The organism is uncultured Ellagibacter sp. (genome assembly GCF_934643285.1).
Lineage (GTDB): Bacteria > Actinomycetota > Coriobacteriia > Coriobacteriales > Eggerthellaceae > Ellagibacter.
This window is the reverse complement of record NZ_CAKUBT010000005.1, coordinates 52,368-79,285: the sequence shown is the minus strand read 5'-3', so window position 1 is coordinate 79,285 and position 26,918 is coordinate 52,368. Positions and strand designations below refer to the sequence as shown.

Here is a 26,918-nt window from a genome sequence, read left to right as displayed (position 1 = left end):
GTGTGGATTCGGGGGATGTGCGAACCCAGTGTTATCATATCGTGACTAATGAAACCAAGGGCGAGTGAGGCTCAAGCTATGTTGTTGTGCGCACAATATGTTCTGCCCGTCACCTCCGACCCCATCGTCGGGGGCGCCGTTCTCGTTCGAGACGGACGAATTCGGGACATCGGCAAAACCGAGATGCTCAGGCTGCGCTATCCGGACGAAGAGGTGCTCGACTACGGGACGGCCGCCATCATGCCCGGTCTGATCGACCTCCACACTCATATGGAGAACTCGATCATGCGGGGCATCGTGCACGATGTGCCCTACATCACCTGGCTCGCTTCCGTCGCCGCTCTTTCCGCGAAGATGGAAGTGTCCGACTGGTACGACTCCGCCATCTTGGGCGGCTTAGACGCGCTCGCGTCCGGTATCACCTGCGTGGCCGACATCACCACCACGGGCGCTGCCTGCACGGCGGCCCAGAAGCTCGGCCTTCGCGGCGTGGTCTATCGCGAGGTGGGCGTCATGGACAAGCGCCGCATCGATTATGCCATGCGCGCCGCCGAGAACGACATCATGCATTGGTCCCAGGAAGTGGACCCCGACCGCATCTCGATCGGCATCGCGCCCGCTCCCATCTACATGTGCCACCCCGCCGTGTTCGGCAGAGTCTCCGAGCTCGCCACGCGCGACGATCTGCCCGTGGCCATGCACCTTGCCGGCAGCCGCGAGGAGTACTACTTCGTGAAGCGCGGTTCCTCGTCGTTCTCCGTGCACGGCGAGTCGGTCCGCCGCGGCTTTTTGGAGATCCCGCCCTGGCTCCCGACGGGCGTTTCCCCTGTTCGCTATGCGCTGAACTGGGGTGCCTTCGAGTCTCCCAACGTGCTCGCCATCCACTGCGTGCACACCGACGAGGAAGACGTGAAGAAGCTCAAGGAGTACAACGTGGCCATCGCCGTGTGCCCGCGCTGCAACGCGCAGCTCGGCATGGGCGTGGCGCCTGTCGACGAGTTCATGCGCGCCGGCCTGCGCGTTGGCATCGGCACCGACTCTCCCGCCGCCACCGACTCGACCGACATGCTCTCCGAGATGCGCCTCGGCATGCTCATCCAGCGTGCCGTCAACGTGGGGCGCTTCCTCGACTCCGAGTCGATGCTCGAGATGGCGACCATCGGCGGCGCCCGTGCGCTCAAGCTCGACGACGAGATCGGGTCGCTTGAAATCGGCAAGCGCGCCGACATCATCGCGGTCGACCTTTCGAGCTCGCAGCAGTCGCCTTCGACAAACCCCGTCTCGGCGATGGTGAACACCTGCACCTCCGCCGACGTGATTATGACCATGGTCGACGGCAAGACGCTCTACGAGCGGGATAAATGGCATATCGACGTGGAAGTTGCCAAGCACATCGCCCGCGTCATCGAGATTCGCGGAAAGCTGAGGCTGTAACCTATGGCCAAGAAATCCGGCAACAAGCAGCAGAAGCTGACGGCGCAGCAGAAAAGCGACCGCATCAAGGCGGCGCAGGAACGCGAGGCGCGTGCGCAGGCGCAACGGGAGCGCTCGGCTAAGATGAAGAAGATCTTCACCGTGGTTGTGTGCGTGATCTTGGTTCTGGCGCTCGGCATTCCCACGATCGCGCTGTCCGTTCTCACGGCGTAACGGCGACAGCTGGGCGGTCTTGCGGCGAGCCGCAGGGCTGTCCGGCTGTTTTTTCGTTTGAGGGGAACGTGCGGAAATCGTGGCGTAGCGTGCGGTGTGCTACCATAGACCGCTGCTGTGCCCGATAATGGTTCGGTATGCGTGGCAACCCTTTCCGGTTTGTTCCTCCGAAGGAGTTTATTTTGTTTGGCATAGGTGGATTTGAGCTTTTTCTCATTCTGCTGTTCGGCTTCCTTGTCTTCGGCCCCGACAAGCTTCCCGCCATGGCGAAGACGCTTGGCAAGGCCATCGCGAAGTTCCGCAGCGCTCAAGATGAGATGAACAAGGTCATCAAGGAAGAGAAGATCTTCGACCCCGACGCGGAGGACCCGTTCAAAAACCCGCTCGACGCGCTCGAGAAGATGGGCAACGCCGCAGAGTCGGGTGCGAAGAACGTGAAGAAGGCCGCAACGTCTACGGTGAACGCCGCGAAGGACGCGAAGCAGGAAAGCTTCTCCGAGCGCAAAGCGCGCTACGACCGCGAGCGTGCTGCTCGCAAGGAGGCCGAGAAGGCCGAGGCTGAAAAGCAGGCGGCTGCCGAGGCGGTCGCTGCGACTGCGGCTCGCGCCGAGGCGGGCAAGGTCGACGCGAAGCCGACTGCCGACGAGCTCTACGGCAACGCCAACGCATCTGAAAGCAAGGAAGCGAAGGCGCCTGCCGTCGACGTGCCCGCAAGCGAAGAGAAGGGGGAGTAAGCGATGCCTATCGGTCCTGCCCGAATGCCCCTTTTCGACCATCTGGGCGAGCTGCGCATGCGCCTTGTCCGTATCGTGGTCGTGCTGCTCATCGCCGTCTGCGTGTTCTATATGGCAACGCCGACGCTTTCGGTCATCCTGTTCGCGCCTATCTCGGAGTTCCTTCCCGAGGGATTCCAGCAAGGCATGTACACGACGCCCTTCGACGCGTTCGCGACGCGTTTCAAGCTGTCCTTCTGGGCATCGGTCGTCGCGTGCTCGCCTGTCATCCTCTGGCAGATTCTCGCGTTCTTCCTGCCGGCTCTCAAGCCTAAGGAGCGCAAGTGGTTCATCCCGACGTTCGCGATTGCGGTGTTCCTGTTCATCTTCGGCACGCTGTTCTGCTATTTCATCATCCTGGATCCGGCGTTCCAGTGGCTCACCGACCAGGCGTACGGCATGAGCGCGCAAGTGCTTCCGCAGGCGTCGTCCTACCTTGACATCATCATCAAGTTCGAAATCGGCTTCGGTTTCGCCTTCGAGCTGCCGGTCATCGTGTTCTACCTGGTCATCTTCGACATCATTCCCTACAAGAAGATGCGCGGGCAGTGGCGCACCATCTACGTCGTGCTCATGGTACTCTGCGCGATGATCACCCCGGACGCAAGCCCTATCACGATGCTGCTCATGTTCGCCGCACTTGTCGTGCTCTACGAGGTGTCGCTTCTGCTGGCGCGCATCGTGCTTTCGAAGCGCATCAAGAAGCAGAACGCCGAGCTTGCTGCGGAGGAAGCGGAGGAGTAGCTCGCCTCGCTTTGTTGATTCGGTTAAGGCCACTCGTCCAGGGTGGCCTTACGTGTATATCTGCGTTCTACTACCATAGAAGGCGGATGGACGGCGCGTCTGGGAAGACGCCTTTCGCGATGGGGGTTTCATGCACGAACTGGGAATCATGACGGGCGTCATCGAGGCCGCTGAGAAAGCTGCGCGCGATTCGGGCGCGACCCGTCTTCTGAAGGTCAACTTGTCGATCGGCGAGATGACCGAGGCGATCGAGGATGCGCTCGTGTTCGCGTGGGAGGCCCTCACCGAGGACGACCCGTATGCGAAGGGCGCCGAGCTTACCATCAATATGATCAAGCCGAAGAGCCGCTGTCTCGAATGCGGCGCCGTCTTCGAGCACGATAGGTTCCATATGTTCTGCCCGGAATGCGATGGGTTCGCAACCGAGCTTCTGTGCGGGCGGGAGCTGCAGATCGATTCGATCGAAGTCGACCTGCCCGACGATGAGGAAGGAGATTCTCATGAAGATTGATATGAAGCAGCCCATTCTCGATAAGAATGACGCCATTGCGCGCGAGCTGCGCGAGCGTTTCGCCGCCCACCACGTCTACGTGGTCGATCTTCTGGCGAGCCCGGGGTCGGGCAAGACCTCGACCATTCTGGCCACGATCGACGCCCTGCGCGACGAGTTCAACATCGCTGTCATCGAGGGCGATATCGCAAGCAGCGTCGATGCCGAGAAGATCAAGGCGCAGGGAATCGCTGCCGTGCAGATTAACACCGGTGGGGCGTGCCATCTGGAAAGCGCCATGATCAAGCGCGCCATCGATGTGCTCGACCTTGAGCGCCTCGACCTGATCATCGTGGAGAACGTGGGCAATCTCGTGTGCCCGACGGACTTCGATTTGGGCGAGAACGCCAAGGTCATGATCTTGTCGGTGCCGGAAGGCGACGACAAACCGCTCAAGTACCCTGGTGTCTTCCAAGTTTCTGAGGCCGTCATCTTGAACAAGGTGGACACGATGCCGGTGTTCAACTTCAACAAGGAGGCTTTCGGGGAAAGCGTGAACCAGCTGAACCCGCAGGCTCCTATCTTCCCTCTCTCCGCGACGACGGGCGAGGGCTTGGAGGCGTGGACGAGCTGGCTCGCCGAGCGCATTCGCAAGGCGTAATCGGCTTAGTTCAACCTGCGAGATTACGGCCGCGGCCAGGGGTCCCGTGCTCAGACAGTCCTCGCTGCGCTGCGGAACTGCGCGCGGGACCCCCGCCCACGGCCTTTCGGGCCGCAGATGGAGCTCGACCTGTGAGGTTGCAGACGAGGAGTCCGTGCTCAGGTGATTATGCTTGCGTGAAAGCGCTGGTTCTTTCGGCTTGGGAACCCCTCGTCGCAGCCTCTCGCGTTGAGCTGTTGTTGTGACGTAGCTTTCGAATGCGGGCGGGGGAGCTCGCGCGCAGTTCCGCAGCGCAGCGAGGACTGTTTGAGCACGAGTTTCCCCGCCCGTGTTCGAAAGCGGTCAAGTCGCCTTTTGGCTTGCGGTCTATTCCAACCTGCAAGGCTTGAGGTTGCAACGCGTATGAAACAATGGGGTGGCATACTTAGTCGCATCATGCGGATTATTGCGCAAGGAGGCTCCATGAAAGCTGGGGATAAGTATCAGGCATGTGTCGACGCGCTCGCGGCGTACGCGAAGGGCGCCGGCTTCTCGCAGGTTGTCATCGGTCTTTCGGGCGGCATCGACTCGTCGGTGACGGCGGTCATGGCAGTCGACGCGTTCGGCGCCAAGAACGTGCACGGTGTGCTTCTTCCCGGCCCCTACTCGACTGGTCACTCCATCGACGATGCCCTCGCCTTGGCGGAAAACCTCGGCATCGAGAGCCATACGGTGTCGATCTGCGAGCCGTTCGAGGCATTTGAGCAGGTCATTCGCAAGTCCTACAAGGAAAAGCTCGAGGGTTTGGCTTCCGAGAACACGCAGGCGCGTTGCCGCATGGTGATTCTCATGGCCCTTTCGAACGCGAATCGCTGGATGCTTGTGAATACGGGAAACAAGTCCGAGGCCGCCATGGGCTACTCCACGCTCTACGGCGACACGGCGGGCGCGTTTGCCCCGCTCGGTGGCTTGTACAAGACCGATGTCTACGAGGTGGGTCGTTGGCGCAACGAGCAGGCGCGCGCGGCGGGCGACGTCGAGCCCATTCCCGAGAACGTGTTTGTGAAGCCGCCGAGCGCAGAGCTCGCTCCCGGCCAGAAGGACGAGGCCTCTATGGGCATCGACTATGAGACCCTCGACAAGCTGCTGATTGCCGTGCAAGAGCAGGGGCAGTCGGTCGAGGACGCGTGCGATGCGCTGGGCTTCGACATCATGCAGGCGACAGGCCTGCTCGCACGAGTGAACTCCTACGCGTTCAAGCGCGCCCAGGAACCTCCCTTCCCCGACGTGAAGTTCTACGGGTAAGGCTATCTTTCTGTGAGCAAGAAGGCCATGTAGAGCGGCAGGGTCAGAATCGCGCCTGTACGGCCGATGTTCAAGTCTGCGAGTTTTATCGCTGAATCGACACGGTATTTTTCCGGGTGCTTGAGCACGGTTTTCACGCTTTTCGCGTTGCCATCGCGCGCTTTCACCTCAACGGGTACGCATTTGCCTCGATAACGAATCACAAAGTCGAGCTCGAACCTGGAGCGATTGTTGTTTGTCGAGAATGAGAGTCGTGTCCCCTGGGCCAAAACGCTCAGGAAGAGCCAAGGTCTGCGCTTGATTTTAATCTTCCTGAGCTGGGCAAATAAACTTTTCCAAGGAACTTTTTGACGGAGTTGACAACTTTTTCAAGGGACTTTTTAGCTGAGCGAGCAACTTTTCCTAGGGACTTTTAGAGACGTGTTCTCCCTTTGCTTGTCCAAAATAATGTCTCAACCTGCCAGAAATCGGGTGGTCTTCCTCAAAAGAAGGCCTCTAGAGGGCGATACTCGCTCTTTAGGGAGGGTGGCCGCGAGTGACGTGTAGCATAAGGCCAGTTCATTGATTATGATTGGTAGACGACCATCGCCTTCTTCTCATTATTCCCTCTCATGATGATGAAAATTGCCCGATTTCTGGCAGGACCCCCCTCTTTTCTCCTCCCTCCCCCGACGTGAAGTTCTACGGGTAAGGCTGATAAATGGGCGGCGCACGGAAGTCTGCGAGATCTTCCGTGCGCCGCTTGCGAGGGAATTGGTATTGGGGGAGGATGGCCTCCTGGGATAATGGGAGGCCATCCGTTCGGAGGGCTATTTTCCGCCGAGGGGGATGAACATAGTTTCTGCGCTGCCGTCCCATTTGTCCTTGGCGCCGATGATGGCGCTGTGGAGCGCTTGAGCTCGTGGGGTAATCAATTGCACGGCGAAGCCAAGTTCCTTGCGCATATCGCACACCATAAAGGATGCCTTGCCGGCGTTCTTTTTGATCGCTTCGACGTCCGCGCCAGTCGCTTTCGCCTTTTCAATCGCGTTCGCCATGTCGGGGTATCCCACCGTGATAACCGGAATCTTGAGGAACTCGCATGCGTCCTGCGCTTCTTCCAAATCTTCAACGAAGATATGCAGGTGATTGAAGCCAGGCTCGCCTTCGCTATTGATCTCGCTGAACATCGTAGGAACGCTGAAGGGAACGGGCTCGACGACCTCGATGGTATGGCTTCCCCAGGCGCCGTAAGCGGCATGGAACTCCAGGCCTGTGCAGTCGACTTCGTCGCCATGGAAGAGCAGGCGCGAGAAGGTGTTGGTGGTGTAGAAGAACGGACCGGAACCGAAGACGCGATTGTGATCGGTCATGAACTTGCGCCAATCTTGCGCGTAAAAGCCCAGCATGTGGACCCAGTCGCGGCCCTTGAAGTAGTCGGTGTAATCCTTCGTGATGACGTTACTCATGGGAATATTTCCTCTCTTGAAGGCGCCTGCGGACGGGGGAGGCGCCGCAGGCGCGCTTGCCGTTAATCCAGCTGCTTAGCCGTGGTCATGCCGAATTTACCGCCATCCAAAATAAGGTCGACGCCGGTAAGGTAGTCGTGTCCTGGCTCGAGCAGGCGCACGATGAAATCGGCCATCTCTTCCGGTTCGCCCAATCGGCCGAGCACGTTGCCCTTTGCGATGCCGGCAATGACTTCATCAGGGGATTCGCGCAGCATCGGGGTGTCGAACGTGCCTGGGGCGATCGAGAAGATCTGGCAGCCCTTGCGTCCGAAGCGCAGGGTGTTGGCGCGAGTGTAGTATTGGGTGAAGGTCTTGGAAATGGGGTAGTACAGGTAGTCTTCGCCTATGTGGCGCATGGCCTCTGGGACTTCGCGGTTCTGGATGACCGCTTTGATTTTGGTGAAGAACTCAGGGTCGTTCGGGCTGTCCCACGGCTCCTTTTCCTCGGGGGTGGGTTGGACGAAGTAGCCGGTGGTCGACGAGGGCCCTTAGTTCTCCATGTCCTCCGGCGCAGGCTTCTTCAGCAAGAAGGTGATGAAGAGCAGGATGATCCAGGCGACGAGCGCCACGACCATGCAGATGCGCATGCCGCCAGCGGGGTCGACAGCCAAAATCAGCGTGAACACGGCCATGCCGATACCCGCGCCCAGGTTCTGGCCGAGCTGGATGGTGGAGTTGCCGATGGTGCGTTCTTTGGCGGTGAGCATGATCTGGGGTGCTGCCGATTGCGTGACCTGCTGCTGCGAGTTGAAGATGCCAGCCAGGAACATGAGCACGTAGATGACCCACACGGGTACGCCGGGCACGAGGAAGAGCACGAAGCATGCCATGACGACGACGCGCACGATGTTGCCGATGGTCATGACGGTCTTGGCGGTGCCAGCCTTGGCGATCATCTTGCCGAAGATCGGGCCGAGCACCAGGCCGAGCACTGCCATGAGCGCGGATGCGAGCCCGGCGGCGGTCGCAGAGCCTATGGTCTGGCAGATGGGGTCGTTCGTCAGGGTGCGCATGATGAAGCCGGCGATGAAGAAGACGATAGTCATCGAACCGAAGTTATGCAGGAAGTTGGAAGCGGTGAGAACCAGCACGTTGCGGTTTCTGAGGGTATCGATCGGGATGATGGCGTCGTTGCCCTTTTTCTTGATGTTGATGGCCAGAAGGATGAGGAATACGACTGCGATGACGAGCAGTGCCGTGTTGAGCGGCGTGCCGAACTTCACATAGCTCGTGCCCATAGAGAGGCCGACGATGAGCGCTGCGAAGGCAATCATGACGCAGATGGCGCCGAAGCCGTCAAAGCTCTTGCCCGCAGAAGCCAGGTCGGCGACCTCTTCTTTCTTCACTTTCACGCCGAAGAACGTGACGAGCGCGCCGACGACAAGAACGGCGACGCAGATCCACGTCCATACGCGCCAGCCAAGCGTGTCGATGATGAAGCCGGCGACAATGGGGCCGATGAGTGTTGCGGCGGACATGACCGTACCCACAAGACCCAGGTAAAAGCCTGCTTTCTTGCGGTCGTAAACGTCGCGGATGATGGTGAAGCCCACGCCGAAGACGGCGGCGGACACCATACCCCAGAAAACGTTTGCTACCACAATTATCATCATGTTGGTGGCAACGGCTCGCACCAGAAGCACGCAGGCGCCGCCGGCGAGGCCGATTGTGCACAGAATGCGCTTCAGGTGCGGGTTGCGTGCGGCGATGAAGCCGAAAACGGGCATCAGGGCAACGGAGAGCACGCTCGAGATGCTCTGCGCCAGGCCGTAGATGTCCATGCCGCCGATGTCCGCTGCGGCGGCGGGCAGCACGGTGGCGTTCGAGGTCGAGATGAGGAGGTTTGCGATGATTCCGCAGTACACACCTATAACGGTAAGGAGTTTTTTCCCTTCAGGGGCTCTCATGAAAGCATTGGTCTGCTGGACCTGCTCTGCAGTATTCTCAGGCATTGTTACTCCTTTGTAACGTTCGCGATATTGGAAGGCGCTCTTCAATGCGCTACTATCACGAACAAGCCGATTGTTGTTTGGCCGAGAAAGGCGGGGTCCGGTTTTGCGGCGGGGCCCCGCTATCTTCCCGAGGTTTCTTTAGGCGAGCTCGCCGCCATCGATGACGAGGTGCTGCCCGTTCATGAAGCTCGATGCGTCGCTTGCCAGGTAAAGCACGGCATTCGCGCAGTCGTCGACGTTGCCATAGCGTCCCAAGGGGATTTTTCCGATAACGGAGTTGATATAGGATTCCATCTTAGTGGCGCCGTGGGTCATGTCGGTGTCGATGAAGCCGGGATAGAGCGTATTGACGCGAATGCCCTTGGGCCCGAGCAGCTTGCCCCACTTCTGCGTAAGCGCGCGGATGGCTCCCTTGGTGGCCGTGTAGGCCGTAGATCCGGCGGCGTGCCAGGATGCGAGCGATCCGACGGGGATGATGGCGCCCACGCCGTTTTTGGCGCATTCTTCCCAGCCATACTTCACCATGAAGAAGACGCTGTCCAGATTAACGGCCAAGATGTTGCGCCAATTCTCCGTGTTGAAGGCATCTTCCATGCTGCGCTCGGAAAGGCCCGAGGTGCCCGCAGCTAAAACCATAATGTCCAAACGTCCGAAGTCGGCGATGCACTTCTCGACCGCCGCCTTGCAGATTTCCTCACTCGAGGCGTCGCCCGCGAAATACGATGCCTCGCCACCGTTCGCCTCGATTTCGGCGACGGCCTCTTGAAGCTTCTCCTCTCGACGGGCAACCAGAAACACTTTTGCCCCGTGCGCGGCGAGCGTCTTTGCGCTCTGATTGCCGATGCCATGCGAGCTTGCACCGGTAATGAGCGCCACGCGCCCGCTCAAGTCATAGTAATCCCTCTCCGTCATTTCCCTCTCCTCTCGGTATGCAGAAAGGCCCGCCCGCTTGCGCAGACGGGCCCAGAACCCACATTGATTCGTCCCAATCGGGAAAGCTTCGTCCCCTACTTTCCGCCCATGAGCGCGGACATGGGGATAAGCGCCGGTGTGCTCTCCTGGGCGTTCTCGTGAAGGGCCTTTGCGCCCTGCCAGAGCTGCTCGATCGGCTCGTTGCATTCGATGAAGCAGCCGAGCTGCTCGCGTGCATCCATGTACACGACCTTAAGCCCCTGACCGGAGACCATCTCCATGGCGACTTCAGCACCCGCGGCCTTGAATTCTTCCGCCACCGCGTCAACGTCGTCCGACCAAATGCAGAGGTGGTGGATGCCGAAGCCGTTATCTTTGTACACGTCGGGTTCGTCTGTAACAACTTCGATGAGCTCGATCTGCACGTCTTTGGTGTAGCCCAGTGCGCAGCGGCTGCGCATGCCCGAGTCCTTGCCGCGATACGTTAGCGAGGCTGGTTCGGACACGCCCAGGTCAACGAACGGGCCTGCGCCGATCAGCTCGTTGAACATCTTGGCGGATTCTTCCAGATTCTTGACGTAAAAGCCGATTTGCTTGATTCCGTACTTTCCGAGTAAATCCTTCATCTCTTGCCCCCTTTCGGCAGGTGACCCATAAGAGCCGCCCACCTGCGTGATTGATTGATGAAGCTCTGTTCGAAAACGAAAAATGTGAGAAAACAGATGAAGCTTTTCGGCCCTCTAAGCTTGCTTGCCCAGAAGGCTCACCCACTGCCCGCCCGTGAAGATAAGGGCGGGCAGCAGGTTGATATGCCCCGCATGAGATCCGCTTCCCCAATAGCGAATGCTTCCCTCATGCACCGGGCCGAACTCGGTCCAGAGGCTCCCCGGCAGCTCGTAGTAGCCGCGGCCAGCCTTGTCGTAGAGCTCGTTTCTCTCGTAGTCGACGCGCACGATGTGCACCCAACCCTGTTGGGAGTCGGTCTCGCCCACAGGCGGCTGCTCGGTGCTTGTCATGCGTTCGACTGCCATCTCTACACCAGCGCGATGTCGCCGAGGCCGCGGTCTTTCTCGACCGTGCTCACCGTTAGGGTCTTTTCCTTGCCAGCGCCTTCGATGGTAACCGTCCACTCGTCTTCAGCCAGCTCGTCGATCCAGAAGTCGCCCCAGCTGTTGGTGGTGTCGGTGTAGGTGTCCGTCCCGTTGGTGACGGTGACCGTTGCGCCTTCGACGATTTCCTCGTCTTCGGGCGTGAACACCGTGCCTGCGATGAAACGCTTCGGCAGGCCTGTGTAGTACACGTGCGGCTTGGTCCCGTATTCCGGATGCAAGACTTCCGTGCCCTCGAGGTCGAGCTCGTCGAGCTCGCCGAATTCTATAACGTGCACGGGGCAGTTATCCACGCAACGTGGGGTTTTGAGCGGCTCGTCGCCGTCGAGGATATGCGCGCATCCCGTGCACTTCTGCGGAATGTCGAGCTCTTCGTTCCAGAAGATCTTGCCGTAGGGGCAGGACTTGACGATTTGCTTTTGACCCTTGGACTTAACGGGATCGATGATCACAAGGCCGTCGTCGCGGCGATAGACGGCGCCATCTTTGCCCGCAGCGATGCAGGGAGCGTTTTCGCAGTGCTGGCAAGGCACAGGGATGTAGCTCACCTTAACCTGGGGACGCTGGCCGCGCTCTTTCTGGTTGACTTTCATCCAGAACTGGCCGGACTCCGGCTGCTCCTGGGTATACGGCATCCAGCAGTTTCCGCAATGCTCGTCTTTGCAGCCGATCTGGCAGGCGTGGCAGCCCATGCATTTTTCGGCGTGAATCACGAAGCCTTTCATCTTGTTGTCCTCTCTTCCTACGCCTCGACGACCCAGGCATCGCGGGTGATGCCCTGACCGGCGTCGTAAGCACGATCGAATGCCTCGGGATAGTCCTTCTTCCAGCTGTCGTATTCTTCCTGGGTTAGCTTCTCAGCCTCGATCAGGTAGCCGGTGACCGCGAAGCCCTTGCAGTTCTTGGACACGGTCGCCTCGGGGCTGATCAGGTTGATGGCGCCGCCGCGGTCGATGTGCGGGGCGATTGGGTCGACGCGCGAACCCTTTGCTACGACTACCGAGCCAGGCGTGATGCGCTGGGAGATGCGGGCGCCCGTGAGGATGATGCCGCGCTCGTTGTAGACCTTGACGATGTCGCCGCTCTTGATGCCGCGGGCCTCAGCGTCCTCGGGGGCCATCCAGACGGGCTCGTACAGATAGCCGTCGGGACCCTTTACCTTGGTCGTTTCGATTTCGCGGTACCAAGCGATGTCGTCGCCCTGGACGTGCACGCGGAAACGCGCGGGGTTCGCCGTGACGAGCAGCGGGTATTTCTTGCAGCGCTCGCCCCAGAGCGACTCGTCGTGCGTCCAGCCCTCCTCGGCGGGGCCGCCCGTAATCCACTTGGCGATGGGCTGACGCTCTTTGTCATCGGGGAAGTTGTCTGCGAGTGCCTGGGAGTAGAACTCGAGCTTGCCAGAGGGCGTGTCGAGCGGGAAGTTCTCTGGGTCTTCGTAGAAACCGCGCATGCCGGGCAGTTCGTCGCGCCAGTTCTCCTCGAGCTTGGGATAGTAGAGACCTTTTTCGACGAGGGTGTCCCAATCGACCTCGGTGGTGAGGTGAGAATTGGTGAAGCCGTACTCGAGCCACTGGTCGGTGGTCATGCCGAGGTCGAGCTCTTCGCGCTTGCCAAAGCGATCGAGCACTTCGAGGGCGATTTCCCAGTCAGATTTCGAGACGCCCACGCGGTCGCATGCGTGCGGGGTATAGCCAGCCCAACGCATGCCGACGGTCATCGATGCGCCCATGGTGTCATCGTCTTCGAGGCACGTGGTGACAGGAAGCACCAGGTCAGCGAAGAGCGAGTCGTTCTCCATCCATTGATGGTTGGTGACGAAGAATTCCACCTCGTCGCTGCGGATGGCGTCTTGGAACTCGAAGCCGCCGTTCCAGCAGTTCATGTTGCAGGGCTTCTCGGACCAGAGCATGTGCACGGGGTTGATGCGCGGTTCCTCGGTGGGAACGGGAAGGCCCGCGCGCTGCGCCATGGCCTGCGCCATCATGAGGCCCATCTTGGGGTCGCCAGGGTAGGTGAACTTCTTGAACTGCTCGTCGGTCGGCACGTAGACGATGCAGGGGCTGCCATACCATTCAACATGGCCGTTGCGGATGGCCTCGGCGATGGCGGTGCGGGGCAGGCTCTGCGCGGAGGGGTAGAACATGCGGCAGTGGTTGAGCAGGGAGAACGGGCGGGTGGAGGACTCGGCCAGCTTCTCCTTGGCGACCAGGGTGGCCTCGAGGTGCAGCTGCTGGACGCCGGGCTTGCCCATGCCCTGCATGGCGAGCAGATACGCCTGCGTGCGGCCCGGCTCATGGGAATAAGGGGTCTTGATGGAGCCGGAGCTGTAGTGCACGTGCGACGCGCGCTTCTTGCACAGGTTGCGTGCATAGGCCTTGATGGTGTGCGGGGGGATGCCGCAGCGCTCGCTCGCCCATTCGGGGGTCTTCGGGACGCCGTCTTCCTTGCCGAGGACGTAATCAGCGACCTTATCGAAGCCGATGGAGTGCGTGTCGATGTATTCCTTGTCGTAGATGCCCTCGGTGATCATGACGTACATCGCGCCGAAGTCGAGTGCGGCGTCGGTGTTCGGCAGGATGGGAATCCATTTGAAGGTCTTGTGGCAGACGGCCGTGTAGTTGCAGAACGGGTCGACGGACACGAATTCCTTGCCGATCTCTTCCCAGTACTTGAGCAGGCGGGAGAAGAACATGGACGCATAGTTCTGCGTGAGTTCCCAGTCGCCTGCGTCGAAGACGAGCAAATCAGCGTTCTCGGTGACGTCCTTGACGACGTTGTAGTTGCTGTAGCCGTTCTGCGGGGGCGCGATCAAACCGCCGCCGCGGTTGAAGCCGGAACCCCAGAAATGCTTGGCGCCCCAGTACCAGCCCTCGACGGAGTCGGGCGTGCGCGTCTCGCGAGTGTAGCCGCCCAAAAGGTTCATGGCGGTCATGTGCATGCCGCCGCCCGCGTGCAGGTCCTTCGACTCGCGATGGCCGTCTTCTCCGATGCACAGCACACTGTAGGGACCGTACTGGTCGATGACGCGCTTGATCTCGGATTCCATGATATCGAGCGCTTCGTCCCAAGAAATCTCGACGAATTTCGACTTACCGCGGTTTGCCGCATTCATGGTCGCAGGGTCGCCGCCTGGCTCCCAGTCGACGCGCTTGAGCGGCTTCATCACGCGGTTCTTGGAGTAAACGCGCTCCTTGTAGGCGAGCGCCATGTAGTTGGGGGCCGCCTTGTACTCGGGGCGGAATTTCTTGCCGTCGACCTCGAGCTCCCACATGGAGTCTGCAAGCTCTTCGTGCGTATACTTCTCATCGATGTGCAGGGGGCGGATTCGTACGATCTTCCCGTCTTTGCTGTCGACTGCGGTGGGCTCACCGCCCGTGCCGCCGCTCGCGATGCTCTGCACCGTTGTGGTGTAGACTTCCTTCTCGCTCATCCTCGCTCCTTCCTCTCTCACCTGTTTGGGCTGTTCTGCCCTTGGGTTCTTCGGCGGGCTTGTTGGACCCGTCGTCCCTTGCATTCAGGTTACAGGGGACGCAAAAAGAGCCGCAATTGATGAAATTGCGGCTCTTCCAATGCTTTTGCAGGCAAAGCGAGCGTTTCGAGAAGGAGGGGGTTGCACAATCTCGAATGTGTTAAGGAGCTAGACGTCTTTCGAATTGTCGAGCCAGTAGAAACCTGTCATCTTCTCGTACAGGGTTCCCAGTTCCTGCGGTGTGAAGAGCATCCCGTCGAAGATCCATTTCTGCATGAACATCGCTTGGGATGATGCGAAGTAGTAGGCCACGTATTCACGTTCGAGGCCGCTCGAGATTTCGGAATCGCCCATGATCTCGAGATTGAGTCGCTCGAGGGAGTGCGTGACGACGCGGACGAAGGTGTCGTCGACCCCTTTCATCGGGCGGATAAGTTTTTGATAGAACTCCTTGTCTTCGTATATGGGGACGTAAACGTTTTGCATGTAGATCCCCTGCAAATCGCGAGATTGCCTTATGGAGAGCAACGTATTCATCGTGCGGACGGGCTTTACGACGTCGTCCTCGAAGATGGCCTGGAGAATCTCTTCTTTGTCTTGGAAGTTGTCGTAGAACGTCTTCCTGGAAAGATGGGCCTTGCGGCAAATCTCTGTAACCGTGATCTTCGAGTACGGCTTCTCCATCACGAGTTCTCTAAAGCACCTCTCAAAAGCTTCCCTTGCCCCCATGGCCCCCTCCTGGCTATTGGCGTGCGCGTTCCGCGAATTGCGTGCTATTCCATTGTATCGGGTTTCAGTGATGTGCGTGCTCGTGATCGCAGTCGCATTTTCCAAGGGACTCGCGCAGGCGATTGCACCCGCAGCCAGTTGAGCTGCCTTCGGCTTCGAGCGCTGTGGTCGTGCCGTCGTCGACGAGTTCCACTTCGAAAGACAAGTCGTGTCCCGCCAGCTCGTGGTTCGTGTCGAAGAGAACCTGCCCGTCTTCGATGGTGAGGACTTTCGCGCGCGCCTTGCCGCCCGGAATGGAAAACTCGATATATTGTCCAATTGGCAGCTCGTTCGCATGGGGAAACGTATCGACTGCAACGGAGATAACCCCTGTGGGGTCGTAGGTTCCGTAAGCCTTCTCGCAGGGGATGGAGAAGGTGCGGCGCGTGCCGTTTTCCATCGTCAAGAGCTGCTCTTCGAAGGCAGGGAGGAGCCCGCTTGCCCCGATGGTGACGGTGACGCTGTCGGGTACCAGCCAGGTGTTCACAAATTCCGTGCCGTCTTCCAACCATCCTGCGTAGTTGATCGCCACTTTTTGTCCTCTTTCCAGCATGAATGCCTCCTTTGCTTGGGTCCGTTCTCCTCCCAACAACTCTACAGGGGTCTCGCTGCGGGTGCATCTACCGAAAGGCGGGGCATGTTAAACGCGGGGTGACATATCGGCGATGGTGTTACCTGGGCGGTTACCCGAGGCGAGGTCCCATGGCGCATGCTCCGATGCGCTCTGCATTGTTTTCGCTTTGGCTGGCGGGACCCCCCTCCCTCTTTTCTCCTCCCTTTCCCGACGTGAAGTTCTACGGGTAACTTCGCGTGCGCTCCTTTGCGCGTGATAAAATAGCTGCTTGCCCGCATGGCGTCCGACGACGCGCGGGCGGTATGAATTCGGCACGAGGGCACCATTCGCCTGACCTGCCACGATGCAAAGGAACACATGATGTTAAAGGGAACCTATTCGTTCACCACACCGATTTACTACGTGAATGCCGCTCCGCATCTGGGCACGGCGTACACCACCGTCGCGGCCGATACGGTTGCGCGTTACCAGCGCATGAACGGCTACGACGTGGCGTTCGTCACCGGCATGGACGAGCATGGCCAGAAGGTCGCCGACACGGCTGCTTCGAAGGGCATGACGCCGCAGGAATGGTGCGACTCCATGGAGCCGGCTTTCCGCGACGTGTGGGATCTTCTCGACATCACCTACACCGATTTCGTGCGCACGACCGAGCCGCGCCATGCCCGCACCGTGCAGAAGTTCTGGCAGGACCTCTACGACAAGGGCTACTGCTACAAGGGCAGCTACGAGGGCTGGTACTGCGTGCACGAGGAAACCTACTACGCCGAGTCCGACCTCGAGAAGAACGAGGACGGCGAGTTCGTCTGCCCCGACTGCAAGCGCCCGGTGCAGAAGGCCGGCGGCGAGGAGAACTGGTTCTTCAAGCTGTCCGAGTTCCAGGAGCCGCTGCTTAAGTTCTACGACGAGCACCCCGACTTCATCCGCCCGGAAACCCGTCGCAACGAGATCGTCTCGTTCGTGAAGAGCGGTCTGAAAGACCTCTCCATCAGCCGTTCCACGTTCGACTGGGGCGTGCCTATGCCGTTTGACGAGGGACATGTCGCCTACGTGTGGGCCGACGCGCTGCTCGCGTACCTCACCGGCATCGGCTACGGCGACGAGTCCCGCGAAGGCGAGTTCGAATCCCGCTGGCCCATGCAGTACCACTTCGTCGGCAAGGACATCACGCGCTTCCACTGTGTAATCTGGCCGGCTATGCTCATGGCGGCGGGGCTGCCCGTCACGCACACCGTGTTCGGCCACGGTTTCCTCCTTACCAAGGGCGAGAAGATGTCGAAGTCGAAGGGCAACGGCATGAAGCCCGCCGACCTCGTGAGGATCTTCGGTGTTGACGCGTACCGCTACTACTTCATGAGCGACGTGCAGTTCGGCCATGACGGCAACATCTCGATGGAGCGCATGGTGCAGGTGTACAACGCCGATTTGGCGAACACCTGGGGAAACCTGTGCAGCCGCGTGTTCAACATGACGAAGAAGTACTTCGATGGCAAGGTTCCTGAGGTTCCTACCGACGCCGCTGCGCGCGTGGCGAACCCGATGCTGCCGATCGCCGAGGGGCTTTACGCGAAGTACGACGCGTGCCTGGGGCAGGTCGACTTCACCGGTGCCGCCGCCGCAGTGCAGGAGCTTGCAGGCCGTGTGAACCTCTACGTGGAGGAAAGCGCCCCGTGGAACCTGGCGAAGAAAGAGGAGACGGCGGGCGACCTGGCTGCCGTCATCTACAACTCGCTCGAGGCGATCCGCATCATCGCGCTCTACATGGCGCCGTTCATGCCGAACACGTCGGCCGAGGTCTTCTCCCGTCTTGGACTTGGCAGCATCGCCGCCTGCGCCGACATCGAGGCGGCGACCGCTTGGGGGCAGCTGCCTGCCGGCAACGCCGTTACCGTGGGCGACCCGCTGTTCCCGCGCCTGAACATGGACGAGATCGATCTCGACGCCGAGTAGCGCATCGGGTTCGCGATTTTGGAGATGAGCGACATGGGCATGACCGCACCTGAAGCGTTGACGCTCGAGGCGGCTGGCGCGCAAACGGCGGGCGAGCCGACCGCGATGCCTGCTGCGACCGAGGCCGTCGAGCCGATCGCTGCGACCGAGCCGACCGCGACGGACGAGCCGACCGAGCCCGAGTTCTTCGACAGCTTGTTCCGTAAGCGGAAGAAGAACGGGGAATGGAAGATTGTGGAAACGCCTGACCTGGACGTTTTGGCGGTCGATGCCCATTGTCATCTGCAGTACCAGAAAAACCCCGGGCTCGCGCTCGCCCGTGCGGGCCTGCATGGGGTGGGTTTCATGTGCACGGTGGTCGACGTCTACGAGGACGGCACGACCACCTACGACAGCCTCTCGAAGTGGAACCACGAGGCCGCGCTTTCCATGCAGCGGCTTTTCTCCCGCTGTTGAGGCCAGCCGTCTCCGCGCGTGCCGCGGATGCGCATCGCAGCCGGTCTTCACCCGCATAACGCGAAGCACTGGGGTCCCGAAATCGAGGAGCGCCTGCGTGCGCTGTTGCACGATAAGCGCACGTCGTGTTTGGGCGAGATCGGGCTGGACTACCACTACGACCTCTCGCCGCGCGAGGACCAGGAACGTGCGTTCCGCGCGCAGGTGCGCATCGCGAAAGAGGCGGGGCTGCCCGTGATGCTGCATGTTCGAGAGGCGCACGACGACGCGCTCGCCATCATGTGTGACGAGGGATGGCCCGAGGCGGGCTGCATCTTGCATTGCTTCACGAGTGATTGGGAAACGTTGGAGCCGTGGATCGAAGCGGGCTGCTCGGTCACGTTCGGCGGCGCGCTCACCTTCAACAACGGCGACGATATCCGCGATGCTGCGGCGCGCGTGCCCGAGATGCAGCTCATGGTGGAGACCGACTCCCCGTATATGGCGCCGAAGCCGTTGCGCGGCGAGGTGTGCGAACCCGCCATGGTGGTGTTCACCGAGAGCGCGCTCGCGGATGTGCGCGGCGCGGAGGGGGAGGAGCGCCTGGCCTTGTTCCGCCGCGTGCTCACGAACGCGGAGAGCATGCTGAACCGCCCGCCTACCGCATGGCAGCTGGGGAAATAGCCTGCCGCGTCGCGCGGCCATAGTACAATGCGCACTGATATCGCTGCGCTCGGGAGGGAAATTTTGAATCGTCTTATCATCGTCGGATCGCCGCGCACGAACGGCAGAAGCGCACACCTGGCCAATATGCTGTTCGAGACCTGCATTGAAGAATGCCCCGATGACGAGCTTGCGCTTGCACCGGTTTCCACGCTTAACGTGGCGGGGTGCACAGGCTGCGATGCGTGTCGCGGCAATATCGCGAAGCTTGTCGAGTTTGGCGAGGAGGCCCTCGACGACGATTTCGCCCCGTGCGCCATCGATGACGATATGCAGGAAATCTACGAGCTCATTGACGCTGCGGACGAGATCACCGTGGTGAGCCCTGTGTATTTCGCGGGTCCGCCGTCGCAGTTGAAGGCGCTGCTCGATCGTTTGCAGCCTTATTATTGGACGAATGCGCGCGCCGAGGAAAAGCGCCCGGCCGTGCTGCACGTGGTGGGCGAGGGCGGCGATCCGCACGGGTTTTCCGCGCTCGTGTCCATTGTCCGCTCGGCACTCGCTGTTGCGGGGTTCCGCCTGGAAACCGTGTTCGACTGGGTGGGGAGGATCGACAACGACGGCGAGATCGCGGCCGAGGCTGAGGTGCGCTCGATCGAGGACTTCTTCGCAGCTGGTGACTCTGCTATGGCGCCCGCGCAGGGTGCAGAAGGTGACGGGGCTGCGATTATAGCGTTCCCCCAGATGGAAGAGTCTTCGGGTTCGAGCGAAGAGGATTCGCCCGAACCTGGATCGTCGCGCGGCCCGCGTGGAGGTGCACACACGAAGCTTTCGCTCGATGATGCGGGTGGTGCGAAATCGTCCCATGCGAAGAGCGCGTCGCGTCAGGGTGGCGGCCAGAAGTCCGTGGGCGCGAACGGCATGCCGAAGGGGTCGCATGCAGGCGGCGGCTCGCGCAAATCCAGCAGCGCTCAGGGCAAAAGAGGCGGCCGGCAGGGCGGCTCGCGAGCGAAGGGCGCCGCAAAGAAAGGTAACTCGAAGAAGGGCAACAGCCGTGGCTAATATGCTCTCCCCCTTGGCAACTCCTGCGGCAACGCGCGATGTCCTGGAGGAGCATGGTCTTTCGACGAAGCATGCGCTCGGCCAGAATTTCCTGGTCAACGATGCGATTCTGCAGAAGATCGTCGAGCTTGCGCAGCTTGACGCTTTCGATGACGTGCTTGAAGTGGGTCCTGGAATTGGGACGCTCACTATTGCGCTGTTGAAATGCGCGGGCCGCGTGGTGTCGGTCGAGCGCGACGCCGATTTGCCTGCAGTGCTCGAAGATACGCTCGAGCCGTGGGCCGATCGCTTTGCTCTCATCTCGAAAGACGCGCTCGAATTGACTGAGGAAGAAGTGCATCTTGCGTTGGCGAAGTGCGCTGTTTCGAACGAGGGTGAGGGGCGTGCTTCGCGCGCAGTTCCGCACGACGCGAACAGTCCAGTGGACTGTTCGCCAAAGCAGGACTGTTTGAGCACGAAGTATGCCCCTCACCCTCTTGGGTCTGGGAATGGTACTCGCCGCTCTTTCCCCAACAAGTTCGTGGCCAACCTGCCCTATGCGGTGGCGGCCACGCTCGTGCTCGCTTTCTTCCAGAAGTTTTCCCAGCTCGAGAGCGCGACGGTGATGGTTCAAAAGGAAGTTGCCGACCGTATGTGCGCCGAGCCGGGCTCAAAAAACTATGGCGCCTACACGGTGAAGCTGCGCTTGTACGCTGAGCCTGCGGGACGGTTTTTGGTGAGTCCCAACAATTTCTTCCCGCCGCCGCATGTCGACTCGTCGGTTCTGCGTCTCGATCGCAGGCCTGTGTGCGATGCCGACGGTGCTCCGCTCGACGACGCGCTTCTCAAAGCGACGTGCGTCATGGCCGACGCTGCTTTCGCGAGCCGCCGCAAGACCATTTCCAATTCGTTCAAGACGTATTTTGCGAGCAGGGGAAATACCGGCAAGGCTTTCATCGGGTGCATTCCCGATTTGCTCGATGAGTGCGGAATTGATGCGAAACGACGCGGTGAGACACTCTCACTTGACGAGTTCATTGCGCTGGGGAAGGCGTATTTACGAAGGGAATCTAACCCATTATAGCGGTTTTTGTGCCGTTCATCGCGAGATTTCGCATGAAAATTGACGTCCGTGATACAATGCGCAACCGAGATAACTATATATGCGGGAGAAAGAGCCAGCATGGATTTAGCACAGCAAGCAAAAATCGTCGACTCCATTCATGACACGCTGCATGATTTCGTGGGTCAGCGCCTGAAGGTGCGCGCGAATATGGGGCGCTCCAAGATCGTTGAAAGCGAAGGCGTCCTCACCCAGGTTCACCCGCAGCTGTTCATCATGGAAGTCGATCGCAAGCGCGGTCGCACGGCGCGCCAGTCCTACCAGTACGTTGACGTTCTGACGGGTATGGTGGAGCTTTCCCAGAACGGCGAGCCGCTTTTCGAGCCGTTCGAGATTGAGAACCCCAACGCTATTCCCGAGAAGACTGAAGTCATCCTCGAGGAAAAAGTTCTCTCCTAAAACCAGCCGCATGGTACAAGGAGGTATGCCCCGACTCGTTCGGGGCATACTTGTTTTTGGGCGAAGATTGCTGCCTGCTTGCACTCTCGGCTGCGGTATTGTGTGGACGATTTGAGCATCTCGGGATTTGATTTGACAATCTGCGCAACATCCGTCATTATTTATCGACGCGCCAAGAGCGCAAAACCCGTGGGGATGTAGCTCAGCTGGGAGAGCATCACGTTCGCAACGTGGGGGCCGAGGGTTCGAATCCCTTCATCTCCACCATGGGAACTCAAGCAGGTCGGAAGCAATTCCGGCCTGTTTTTTTATTGCCCCCATCTGGGGCCAAGCGGCCTACAGGACAGGACGCGCATCCTCTAGTGCGGCCTTGCTTTTCAATTGCTCTGCTATCGGAAAGCAGACTCTTAGCAGGCTTTTCTTCCCTCTGTACGCATTTTAGGACGCGTGAAGTTTTTCGCGGGAGCGTTTTCCAATCGTGAAATGCCGCTCGTGATACTGCCGCTTAGTGCGGCGAGATGCGACAGGTCCTCCCTTCTTTGCTGAAAACTCCGCATCGTGGACAGGAATCGTCGATATGTGAGTTTGAAAAGGGCGCCGGGGGAGGACGGCCCAGCGAGGCTTCTCGTTTGCCCGGGTCAGTTTTCTCTAAGTCAAGTTTTCCAAAACTAACTCCTCACATATCGATAATTTTTGTCCACGACGAGCTGATTCCGAAGAAGAAGGCATTCTCATCGCCGCGCCTCAAAAAGTTTCGGCGAGGCAGCGGGGGAAGGGATCCGGCGACGGCCCTCGATGCGCCGCGGACCGGGACGCGGCCTTCCAGCGATGGCCCTCGATGCCCGGCAAATCGGGACGCGACCCCTCCGGAGGGTCTTTCGGGAGCAGAGAGGCAAGTTCGTGGCCAACCGGACGAGTTGTGCGACGTTTTTTCGCCCGATTCCCCCCTTCGCGACGGCTTGGGGCATCCTTCTAAAGCAAAGCCCCAGGTCAGCTCAAAGCAAGTTGGATTATTCTGAGAAATAGCAGCGCACAACTCGTCCAGTTGACCACGAAGTGGCGGGGGCATGGGATATGGCGGGGATGTGGGCGGGGTCGTGTGCTTCGCCCCGTCTCCGCGTGGGGCAGATGCAGGGTGATTCATCTCATCTTGTCGCCCCAGTTCGGGTATGGCATTCCGCTATGCGAGTATGAGGTCGCAACATTTGTTGAGACGGAACCTCAACCTTCATTTATGGATTCCCCGGCTTATCCCTGCAACAATCAAGAAGCCGAATCGCACAGGGGCGATAAGGCAAAAGGGGATTCGATTGTTGTTTTGAGGGGGAATCATGTCATCAGTATCAACATTTGGCGTGCAAAGTCGCCAGCTGAAACCAAGCGAGCGATGGATATGCTTCGCTGCGCTGTTCTTCTTGGGCTTCACGGCGACGTTCAACCAGTTCAAGGCTGCACCGGCAATCCAATACATTGGCGCCGACCTGGGAATGTCGGTGGACATGCTATCCCAGATCATGGGCGTCTTCTCTATCGCGGGCATGCTTCTTGCGTTCCCCGGCATGCTCGTCATGCAGCGTTTCGGCGTGAAGTTCTCGATCGTCGTCACCTCGGTCATCCAGCTTATCGGCTCGCTCATCTGCGCTTTCTCCGGCGACACGGCGATTTTCCTGGTAGGGCGAACGCTTGAGGGCGTGGCATACGGCCTTATTTGCGTCATCGGTCCGAACATCATGCCGCGACTTTTCCCGTTGAAGGACCAAGGCGTCGTGATGGGCATTTGGTCTCAGTGGACCCCCATGGGCGTCGTCATCGCGTTCTTCACCGCCCCGATGATTTACGAGGCGGCGGGCGGCGCTGCGATCGCGTTCTCCTGGCAGCCCATTTGGTATGTGTCCATCGCGATGGAAATCATCTCGATCGTCTGGCTGCTCGTGAGCTGCAAGATGCCGGCGATTCCGGAAAACGAGCTCGTCGACGGCGATCCCGCGCGCCGCAAGCGCCCTGGCAAGAACTTCATGCTCGCCGGCTTCATGGTCTGCGCGTGCTTCTTCGTGTGGGTGTTCGTCTACGTGGCAAACATCAACACGCTGTATCCAACGTTCCTGCAGAACATGAAGGGCCTGAGCGTTTTCGACTCGTCCATGCTGCCTAACTGGACGGCCATCATCACCATTCCGCTTGGCATCGTCTTCGGCATCGTCGCGGACAAGTTCAACTTCCGCAAATGGATGGTCGCGGGCGGCTACCTGATCGTTGCGGTGTGCGTGTTCTTCTTCTTCTACACCGACGGCGCCGACATGACCGGCCCCTGGATCGCTTGCATCCTTATGGGCATCGCCGGAGCCCTTGTCCCGACGGGTACCCGCGCAATCGCGCCGGTCTTGGTTCCCGAGCCGAAGAAGACCGACCTTGTGCTCGCCACCATGGCATTTGCGACCGGCGTTGCCCAGGTCGTTGGCGGCTACATCGTCTCGCCGATCGTCACTTCCATCGGCTATCAGGCGAATGCCCAGTTCGTGCTAACTCCGCTTGCCCTTCTTGCAGCGGTTCTGGTGATCGTGTTCGTGAAATCCGACCGCAAAACCCATGAGGTGCGCGTTGCCGAGCGCGCGGCTCAGGACGCTGCGGAGGTGGAAGCCAACGCGTAGCTCCAGGCTGCTATCCCTCCAGAAGAGGCGACTCCACACATCGGCCCGGCCTTCCCCTGCGTCGGGCCGAAACAAAAGTTCCATCGAGGCAATATGCGCATAGCTGTATGGCACGTGGCTTGACGAAGCGACGCTGCCGATAAAACGAGTGAGGAAAATGAGGAGGTATCGAATCGTATGAAGACTTCAGACAAAACCGTCGTCCACAACCTCGGTCTTGAGGCATGCGGTGGCGGTGCGAACATGGTTGCAGCGGATGTGAAGGACGGCAAGCTCGTCCGCATTCGCCCCATGAGCTTCGAAAACGATTACACCAAAGAAGAGCTGAACTATTGGGTTCTTGAGGGCAGGGGCGGCAAGACGTTCGAGCCGGGCATGAAGACCCCGACGCCGCCGTTCCCGCTTGTGTACAAGCGCCGCACGTATTCCAAGAACCGCATCCCGTTCCCCATGAAGCGCATCGATTGGGATCCGGAAGGCGAGCGGAACACGCAGAACCGTGGCACGAGCAAGTACGTCCGCATCAGCTGGGACGAGGCTTGCAAGCTCATCGCCGCCGAGGTGAAGCGCGTTCACGATGAGTTCGGTCCCTACGCGATTCTCTGCCAGGCCGACGGCCATGGGGAAAGCAAGGCGGTGCACTGCTGCCATGGCTGCCAGACCACGATGCTCGACTTGTGCGGCGGCTACACCGTGCAGGCGCGCAACCCCGACAGCTGGGAAGGCTGGTACTGGGGCGCCAAGCACGCATGGGGAATGGACCCGGTCGGGCAGAACACCTTCTCAACCAACACGGCGCAGGATATCGCCCAGCATTCTGACGCCATGCTGTACTGGGGTTGCGACCTCGAGACGACCACGTCTGCTTGGGGCGGCCAGCTGGCGAGCAAGCTTGCCTTCTGGTTCGATGATTGCGGCGTGAAGCATATCGCGATCGCCCCCGATGCGAACTACACGGCGGTCGTGCATGCCGACAAGTGGATTCCCGTCCTGCCGAACACCGATGCGGCGCTCCAGCTTGCCATCGCGTACGTGTGGATGACGGAAGGAACCTACGAGAAGGAATACGTCGACACCCACTCCATCGGCTTCGATTGGTTCGAGTACTACGTGCTGGGGAAGGAAGATGGGGTTGCGAAGTCGCCCGAATGGGCGGAGCCCATCTGCGGCGTTCCGGCGTACAAGATCAAGGCGCTCGCTCGCTACTGGGCGCGTCACAACGTCTCGATCGGCCACTGCAACGGTGGGTCGTTCATCCGCGCCGCTTTCGCGACCGAGCCTGCGCGCCTCGAGGTGTACCTCATGTGCATGCAGGGAATCGGCCTCCCCGGTCGCACGACGATCAAGTTCATCGAGTGGACGCTTTTCGGTATGCAATCCTGCAGCCCGATTCCTCCCTCGAAGGTCGCTCCGTCGACGGGCGCGTGCTTCAACGGATGGGTGATCGGCTCGAATCCCGATCATCAGATCGCGAAGTGCCATATCCACAAAGCGCTTCGCGGCGAGAAGTTCAGCTGGTACGGGCATGGCACCGCGTCCAACGATCGCCCCGACCAGTTCGAGAAGCTCGAGTTCCCGCCCGAGGGCGTGCCTGGCATCAAGATGCTCTGGTCGGACAACCCCGCCTTCTCCACCAGCCTGAACGGCGGCAACGAGTACTACGACGCATTGCGCAGCGACAATCTGGAATGCTACGTCGTGCAGGCGCCGTGGTTCGAGGACGACGCTCGCTTCGCTGACATCGTGCTTCCCATCACCACGAAATTCGAGTCGTCCGACTTCGGCACCGATGCCGATAGCGGGCAATGGAACTCGGTCATCTACGAGGAGCAGGCCATCGAGCACGTTGGCGAGGCTCGGACCGACTGGGAAGCGGTGCAGGGCGTCGCTCGCGCGCTCGAAGTGTACGGCGGGCGCTACGAGAACCTTTGGCAGCGGCTCACCAAGGGCAAGAGCACCGAGGACCAGATTCGCGAAGGTTACGAGGCGTGCGGCATCGCCGAGGAGGAACGCGACTGGGAGGCGTTCAAGGAGCGCAAGTACCAGCTCATTCCGACGGTTGAGAATTGGGAAGGCATGATGACGGGGCTTTCCGGCTTCGCGTCGTCGCCCGAGATGTTCCCCATGACGACGCCGTCTGGCAAGATCGAGTTCTACTCGACCGGCCTCGCCGAGCACTTCCCCGACGACAAGATGCGCGGGCCGGTTGCCCACTGGATCGAGTCGGGAGACGGCCACGACGATCGCCTGTCGAGTGAGCGCGCGAAGAAGTACCCGTTCCTCGTGGAGTCGAACCATCCGCGTTGGCGCGTGCATGCCGAGTTCGACGACGTGGAATGGTTCCGCGAAATCGAGACCTGCAAGGTTGTCGGCCCTGATGGCTATGCGTACGAGCCCGTGTGGTTGAATCCCCGCGACGCCGAGCGTCTTGGCGTGAAGTCGGGCGATGTCGTGAGCGTGTTCAACGAGCGCGGCGAGGTTTTGGGCGGCGTGCGTGTGACCGAGCGCGTGCGCGAGAGCGTGGTGTACATGGACCATGGCGCCAACAGCGACGTTATTGTTGCCGGGATCGGCGGCCTTGACCGCGGCGGCGACATCAACCTTATCTGCCCGACGCACACCACGTCGAAGAACGCGAGCGGCGAGGTCACGAGCGGTTACTTGGCAGGCGTGAAGAAGGTCGATGTGTTCGAGCTTGCCAAGAAGTATCCCGAAGCCTTCAATCGCAGCAATTACCAGCCGGAATACGGCGCTGACGTGCGCGATTACATCGTGGCTCAGTAAGA

General features: G+C 60.0%; 26 protein-coding genes and 1 tRNA gene. 16 read left to right on the top strand and 11 right to left on the bottom strand.

Going from position 1 to position 26,918, the window contains the following annotated elements:
- Positions 1 to 78 precede the first annotated feature (78 nt).
- The 7 genes from Q0I65_RS04460 (at position 79) to nadE (ending at position 5,599) form a co-directional block, all read left to right on the top strand.
- Positions 79 to 1,434, top strand: a complete 1,356-nt coding sequence (locus Q0I65_RS04460; protein ID WP_296060369.1) for an amidohydrolase family protein — start codon at positions 79 to 81, stop codon at positions 1,432 to 1,434.
- Between the two features lie 3 nt (positions 1,435 to 1,437).
- On the top strand, positions 1,438 to 1,647 hold the full coding sequence (locus tag Q0I65_RS04455; RefSeq protein ID WP_296060366.1) for a CASC3 protein CASC3: 210 nt from the start codon (positions 1,438 to 1,440) through the stop codon (positions 1,645 to 1,647).
- A 182-nt stretch (positions 1,648 to 1,829) separates the two neighbouring features.
- Positions 1,830 to 2,381, top strand: a complete 552-nt coding sequence (locus tag Q0I65_RS04450) for a twin-arginine translocase TatA/TatE family subunit (protein ID WP_296060361.1) — start codon at positions 1,830 to 1,832, stop codon at positions 2,379 to 2,381.
- 3 nt (positions 2,382 to 2,384) lie between these two features.
- A complete protein-coding gene (tatC, locus tag Q0I65_RS04445; RefSeq protein WP_296060357.1) occupies positions 2,385 to 3,164 on the top strand; it encodes a twin-arginine translocase subunit TatC in 780 nt (259 codons plus the stop codon).
- 130 nt (positions 3,165 to 3,294) lie between these two features.
- The gene (locus Q0I65_RS04440) at positions 3,295 to 3,675 is read left to right on the top strand and encodes a hydrogenase maturation nickel metallochaperone HypA (protein WP_296060354.1); all 381 of its coding nucleotides are present in this window, start codon (positions 3,295 to 3,297) and stop codon (positions 3,673 to 3,675) included.
- Positions 3,665 to 4,315 (top strand): hydrogenase nickel incorporation protein HypB, encoded by a 651-nt coding sequence (gene hypB, locus Q0I65_RS04435; protein ID WP_296060351.1) that lies wholly within the window; start codon positions 3,665 to 3,667, stop codon positions 4,313 to 4,315. Before Q0I65_RS04440 ends, hypB begins: the two co-directional genes overlap by 11 nt.
- A gap of 462 nt (positions 4,316 to 4,777) precedes the next feature.
- Positions 4,778 to 5,599, top strand: a complete 822-nt coding sequence (gene nadE, locus Q0I65_RS04430; protein WP_296060349.1) for an NAD(+) synthase — start codon at positions 4,778 to 4,780, stop codon at positions 5,597 to 5,599.
- 2 nt (positions 5,600 to 5,601) lie between these two features.
- On the opposite strand, the gene Q0I65_RS04425 is transcribed toward nadE, so the two are convergent.
- From Q0I65_RS04425 to Q0I65_RS04375, 11 genes are all read right to left on the bottom strand, one after another.
- Entirely contained in the window at positions 5,602 to 5,736 is a 135-nt protein-coding gene (locus Q0I65_RS04425) for a hypothetical protein (protein WP_296060347.1), read from the bottom strand.
- 672 nt (positions 5,737 to 6,408) lie between these two features.
- Positions 6,409 to 7,047, bottom strand: a complete 639-nt coding sequence (locus Q0I65_RS04420; protein ID WP_296060343.1) for a hypothetical protein — start codon at positions 7,045 to 7,047, stop codon at positions 6,409 to 6,411.
- Positions 7,048 to 7,109: 62 nt separating this feature from the next.
- The gene (locus Q0I65_RS04415) at positions 7,110 to 7,445 is read right to left on the bottom strand and encodes an SDR family oxidoreductase (protein ID WP_296060340.1); all 336 of its coding nucleotides are present in this window, start codon (positions 7,443 to 7,445) and stop codon (positions 7,110 to 7,112) included.
- A 132-nt stretch (positions 7,446 to 7,577) separates the two neighbouring features.
- Entirely contained in the window at positions 7,578 to 9,041 is a 1,464-nt protein-coding gene (locus tag Q0I65_RS04410) for an MFS transporter (RefSeq protein WP_296060337.1), read from the bottom strand.
- Positions 9,042 to 9,179: 138 nt separating this feature from the next.
- Positions 9,180 to 9,953: an SDR family oxidoreductase gene (locus tag Q0I65_RS04405; protein WP_296060334.1), complete on the bottom strand. Its 774-nt coding sequence runs from the start codon at positions 9,951 to 9,953 to the stop codon at positions 9,180 to 9,182.
- A gap of 95 nt (positions 9,954 to 10,048) precedes the next feature.
- Entirely contained in the window at positions 10,049 to 10,579 is a 531-nt protein-coding gene (locus tag Q0I65_RS04400; protein ID WP_296060333.1) for a VOC family protein, read from the bottom strand.
- Between the two features lie 114 nt (positions 10,580 to 10,693).
- Positions 10,694 to 10,969 (bottom strand): hypothetical protein, encoded by a 276-nt coding sequence (locus Q0I65_RS04395; protein ID WP_296060331.1) that lies wholly within the window; start codon positions 10,967 to 10,969, stop codon positions 10,694 to 10,696.
- Between the two features lie 17 nt (positions 10,970 to 10,986).
- Positions 10,987 to 11,787, bottom strand: a complete 801-nt coding sequence (locus Q0I65_RS04390; RefSeq protein WP_296060329.1) for a 4Fe-4S dicluster domain-containing protein — start codon at positions 11,785 to 11,787, stop codon at positions 10,987 to 10,989.
- A 17-nt stretch (positions 11,788 to 11,804) separates the two neighbouring features.
- Positions 11,805 to 14,492 carry a molybdopterin-dependent oxidoreductase gene (locus tag Q0I65_RS04385; RefSeq protein WP_296060327.1) on the bottom strand — a complete coding sequence of 896 codons (2,688 nt, stop codon included), beginning with the start codon at positions 14,490 to 14,492 and terminating at the stop codon, positions 11,805 to 11,807.
- A gap of 207 nt (positions 14,493 to 14,699) precedes the next feature.
- A complete protein-coding gene (locus tag Q0I65_RS04380; protein ID WP_296060324.1) occupies positions 14,700 to 15,260 on the bottom strand; it encodes a TetR family transcriptional regulator in 561 nt (186 codons plus the stop codon).
- Between the two features lie 64 nt (positions 15,261 to 15,324).
- Positions 15,325 to 15,852: an FKBP-type peptidyl-prolyl cis-trans isomerase gene (locus tag Q0I65_RS04375; protein ID WP_296060322.1), complete on the bottom strand. Its 528-nt coding sequence runs from the start codon at positions 15,850 to 15,852 to the stop codon at positions 15,325 to 15,327.
- Positions 15,853 to 16,233: 381 nt separating this feature from the next.
- On the opposite strand from Q0I65_RS04375, the gene metG reads away from it, so the two are divergent.
- The 9 genes from metG (at position 16,234) to Q0I65_RS04330 (ending at position 26,916) form a co-directional block, all read left to right on the top strand.
- A complete protein-coding gene (gene metG, locus Q0I65_RS04370) occupies positions 16,234 to 17,823 on the top strand; it encodes a methionine--tRNA ligase (protein ID WP_296060422.1) in 1,590 nt (529 codons plus the stop codon).
- A 33-nt stretch (positions 17,824 to 17,856) separates the two neighbouring features.
- On the top strand, positions 17,857 to 18,279 hold the full coding sequence (locus Q0I65_RS04365) for a hypothetical protein (RefSeq protein WP_296060317.1): 423 nt from the start codon (positions 17,857 to 17,859) through the stop codon (positions 18,277 to 18,279).
- 27 nt (positions 18,280 to 18,306) lie between these two features.
- Positions 18,307 to 18,942 carry a TatD family hydrolase gene (locus tag Q0I65_RS04360; RefSeq protein ID WP_296060316.1) on the top strand — a complete coding sequence of 212 codons (636 nt, stop codon included), beginning with the start codon at positions 18,307 to 18,309 and terminating at the stop codon, positions 18,940 to 18,942.
- A gap of 63 nt (positions 18,943 to 19,005) precedes the next feature.
- Entirely contained in the window at positions 19,006 to 19,983 is a 978-nt protein-coding gene (locus Q0I65_RS04355) for a flavodoxin family protein (RefSeq protein ID WP_296060314.1), read from the top strand.
- A 1-nt stretch (position 19,984) separates the two neighbouring features.
- Positions 19,985 to 21,046, top strand: coding sequence for an rRNA adenine dimethyltransferase family protein (locus Q0I65_RS04350; protein ID WP_296060420.1), 1,062 nt, complete (start codon positions 19,985 to 19,987; stop codon positions 21,044 to 21,046).
- 99 nt (positions 21,047 to 21,145) lie between these two features.
- On the top strand, positions 21,146 to 21,484 hold the full coding sequence (locus tag Q0I65_RS04345; RefSeq protein WP_296060313.1) for a Veg family protein: 339 nt from the start codon (positions 21,146 to 21,148) through the stop codon (positions 21,482 to 21,484).
- A 191-nt stretch (positions 21,485 to 21,675) separates the two neighbouring features.
- Positions 21,676 to 21,751: transfer RNA gene (locus tag Q0I65_RS04340), tRNA-Ala, on the top strand.
- Between the two features lie 1,064 nt (positions 21,752 to 22,815).
- Complete coding sequence (locus Q0I65_RS04335; RefSeq protein WP_296060311.1) at positions 22,816 to 24,132, top strand: MFS transporter; 1,317 nt, start codon at positions 22,816 to 22,818, stop codon at positions 24,130 to 24,132.
- Positions 24,133 to 24,309: 177 nt separating this feature from the next.
- Positions 24,310 to 26,916 (top strand): molybdopterin-dependent oxidoreductase, encoded by a 2,607-nt coding sequence (locus tag Q0I65_RS04330; protein WP_296060309.1) that lies wholly within the window; start codon positions 24,310 to 24,312, stop codon positions 26,914 to 26,916.
- Positions 26,917 to 26,918 lie beyond the last annotated feature (2 nt).

What these genes read in the sequence shown, in the direction of transcription:
- Q0I65_RS04335 (WP_296060311.1), top strand. Translation starts at nt 22,816, where the DNA reads ATGTCATCAGTATCAACATTTGGCGTGCAAAGTCGCCAGCTGAAACCA.
- Q0I65_RS04390 (WP_296060329.1), bottom strand. Translation starts at nt 11,787, where the DNA reads ATGAAAGGCTTCGTGATTCACGCCGAAAAATGCATGGGCTGCCACGCC.
- Q0I65_RS04330 (WP_296060309.1), top strand. Translation starts at nt 24,310, where the DNA reads ATGAAGACTTCAGACAAAACCGTCGTCCACAACCTCGGTCTTGAGGCA.
- Q0I65_RS04345 (WP_296060313.1), top strand. Translation starts at nt 21,146, where the DNA reads ATGGATTTAGCACAGCAAGCAAAAATCGTCGACTCCATTCATGACACG.
- Q0I65_RS04350 (WP_296060420.1), top strand. Translation starts at nt 19,985, where the DNA reads ATGCTCTCCCCCTTGGCAACTCCTGCGGCAACGCGCGATGTCCTGGAG.
- Q0I65_RS04405 (WP_296060334.1), bottom strand. Translation starts at nt 9,953, where the DNA reads ATGACGGAGAGGGATTACTATGACTTGAGCGGGCGCGTGGCGCTCATT.
- Q0I65_RS04440 (WP_296060354.1), top strand. Translation starts at nt 3,295, where the DNA reads ATGCACGAACTGGGAATCATGACGGGCGTCATCGAGGCCGCTGAGAAA.
- Q0I65_RS04410 (WP_296060337.1), bottom strand. Translation starts at nt 9,041, where the DNA reads ATGCCTGAGAATACTGCAGAGCAGGTCCAGCAGACCAATGCTTTCATG.
- Q0I65_RS04385 (WP_296060327.1), bottom strand. Translation starts at nt 14,492, where the DNA reads ATGAGCGAGAAGGAAGTCTACACCACAACGGTGCAGAGCATCGCGAGC.
- Q0I65_RS04365 (WP_296060317.1), top strand. Translation starts at nt 17,857, where the DNA reads ATGGGCATGACCGCACCTGAAGCGTTGACGCTCGAGGCGGCTGGCGCG.
- Q0I65_RS04415 (WP_296060340.1), bottom strand. Translation starts at nt 7,445, where the DNA reads ATGCGCCACATAGGCGAAGACTACCTGTACTACCCCATTTCCAAGACC.
- Q0I65_RS04360 (WP_296060316.1), top strand. Translation starts at nt 18,307, where the DNA reads ATGCGCATCGCAGCCGGTCTTCACCCGCATAACGCGAAGCACTGGGGT.
- Q0I65_RS04460 (WP_296060369.1), top strand. Translation starts at nt 79, where the DNA reads ATGTTGTTGTGCGCACAATATGTTCTGCCCGTCACCTCCGACCCCATC.
- hypB (WP_296060351.1), top strand. Translation starts at nt 3,665, where the DNA reads ATGAAGATTGATATGAAGCAGCCCATTCTCGATAAGAATGACGCCATT.
- Q0I65_RS04455 (WP_296060366.1), top strand. Translation starts at nt 1,438, where the DNA reads ATGGCCAAGAAATCCGGCAACAAGCAGCAGAAGCTGACGGCGCAGCAG.
- Q0I65_RS04400 (WP_296060333.1), bottom strand. Translation starts at nt 10,579, where the DNA reads ATGAAGGATTTACTCGGAAAGTACGGAATCAAGCAAATCGGCTTTTAC.
- Q0I65_RS04380 (WP_296060324.1), bottom strand. Translation starts at nt 15,260, where the DNA reads ATGGGGGCAAGGGAAGCTTTTGAGAGGTGCTTTAGAGAACTCGTGATG.
- Q0I65_RS04375 (WP_296060322.1), bottom strand. Translation starts at nt 15,852, where the DNA reads ATGCTGGAAAGAGGACAAAAAGTGGCGATCAACTACGCAGGATGGTTG.
- Q0I65_RS04395 (WP_296060331.1), bottom strand. Translation starts at nt 10,969, where the DNA reads ATGACAAGCACCGAGCAGCCGCCTGTGGGCGAGACCGACTCCCAACAG.
- nadE (WP_296060349.1), top strand. Translation starts at nt 4,778, where the DNA reads ATGAAAGCTGGGGATAAGTATCAGGCATGTGTCGACGCGCTCGCGGCG.
- Q0I65_RS04420 (WP_296060343.1), bottom strand. Translation starts at nt 7,047, where the DNA reads ATGAGTAACGTCATCACGAAGGATTACACCGACTACTTCAAGGGCCGC.
- tatC (WP_296060357.1), top strand. Translation starts at nt 2,385, where the DNA reads ATGCCTATCGGTCCTGCCCGAATGCCCCTTTTCGACCATCTGGGCGAG.
- metG (WP_296060422.1), top strand. Translation starts at nt 16,234, where the DNA reads ATGTTAAAGGGAACCTATTCGTTCACCACACCGATTTACTACGTGAAT.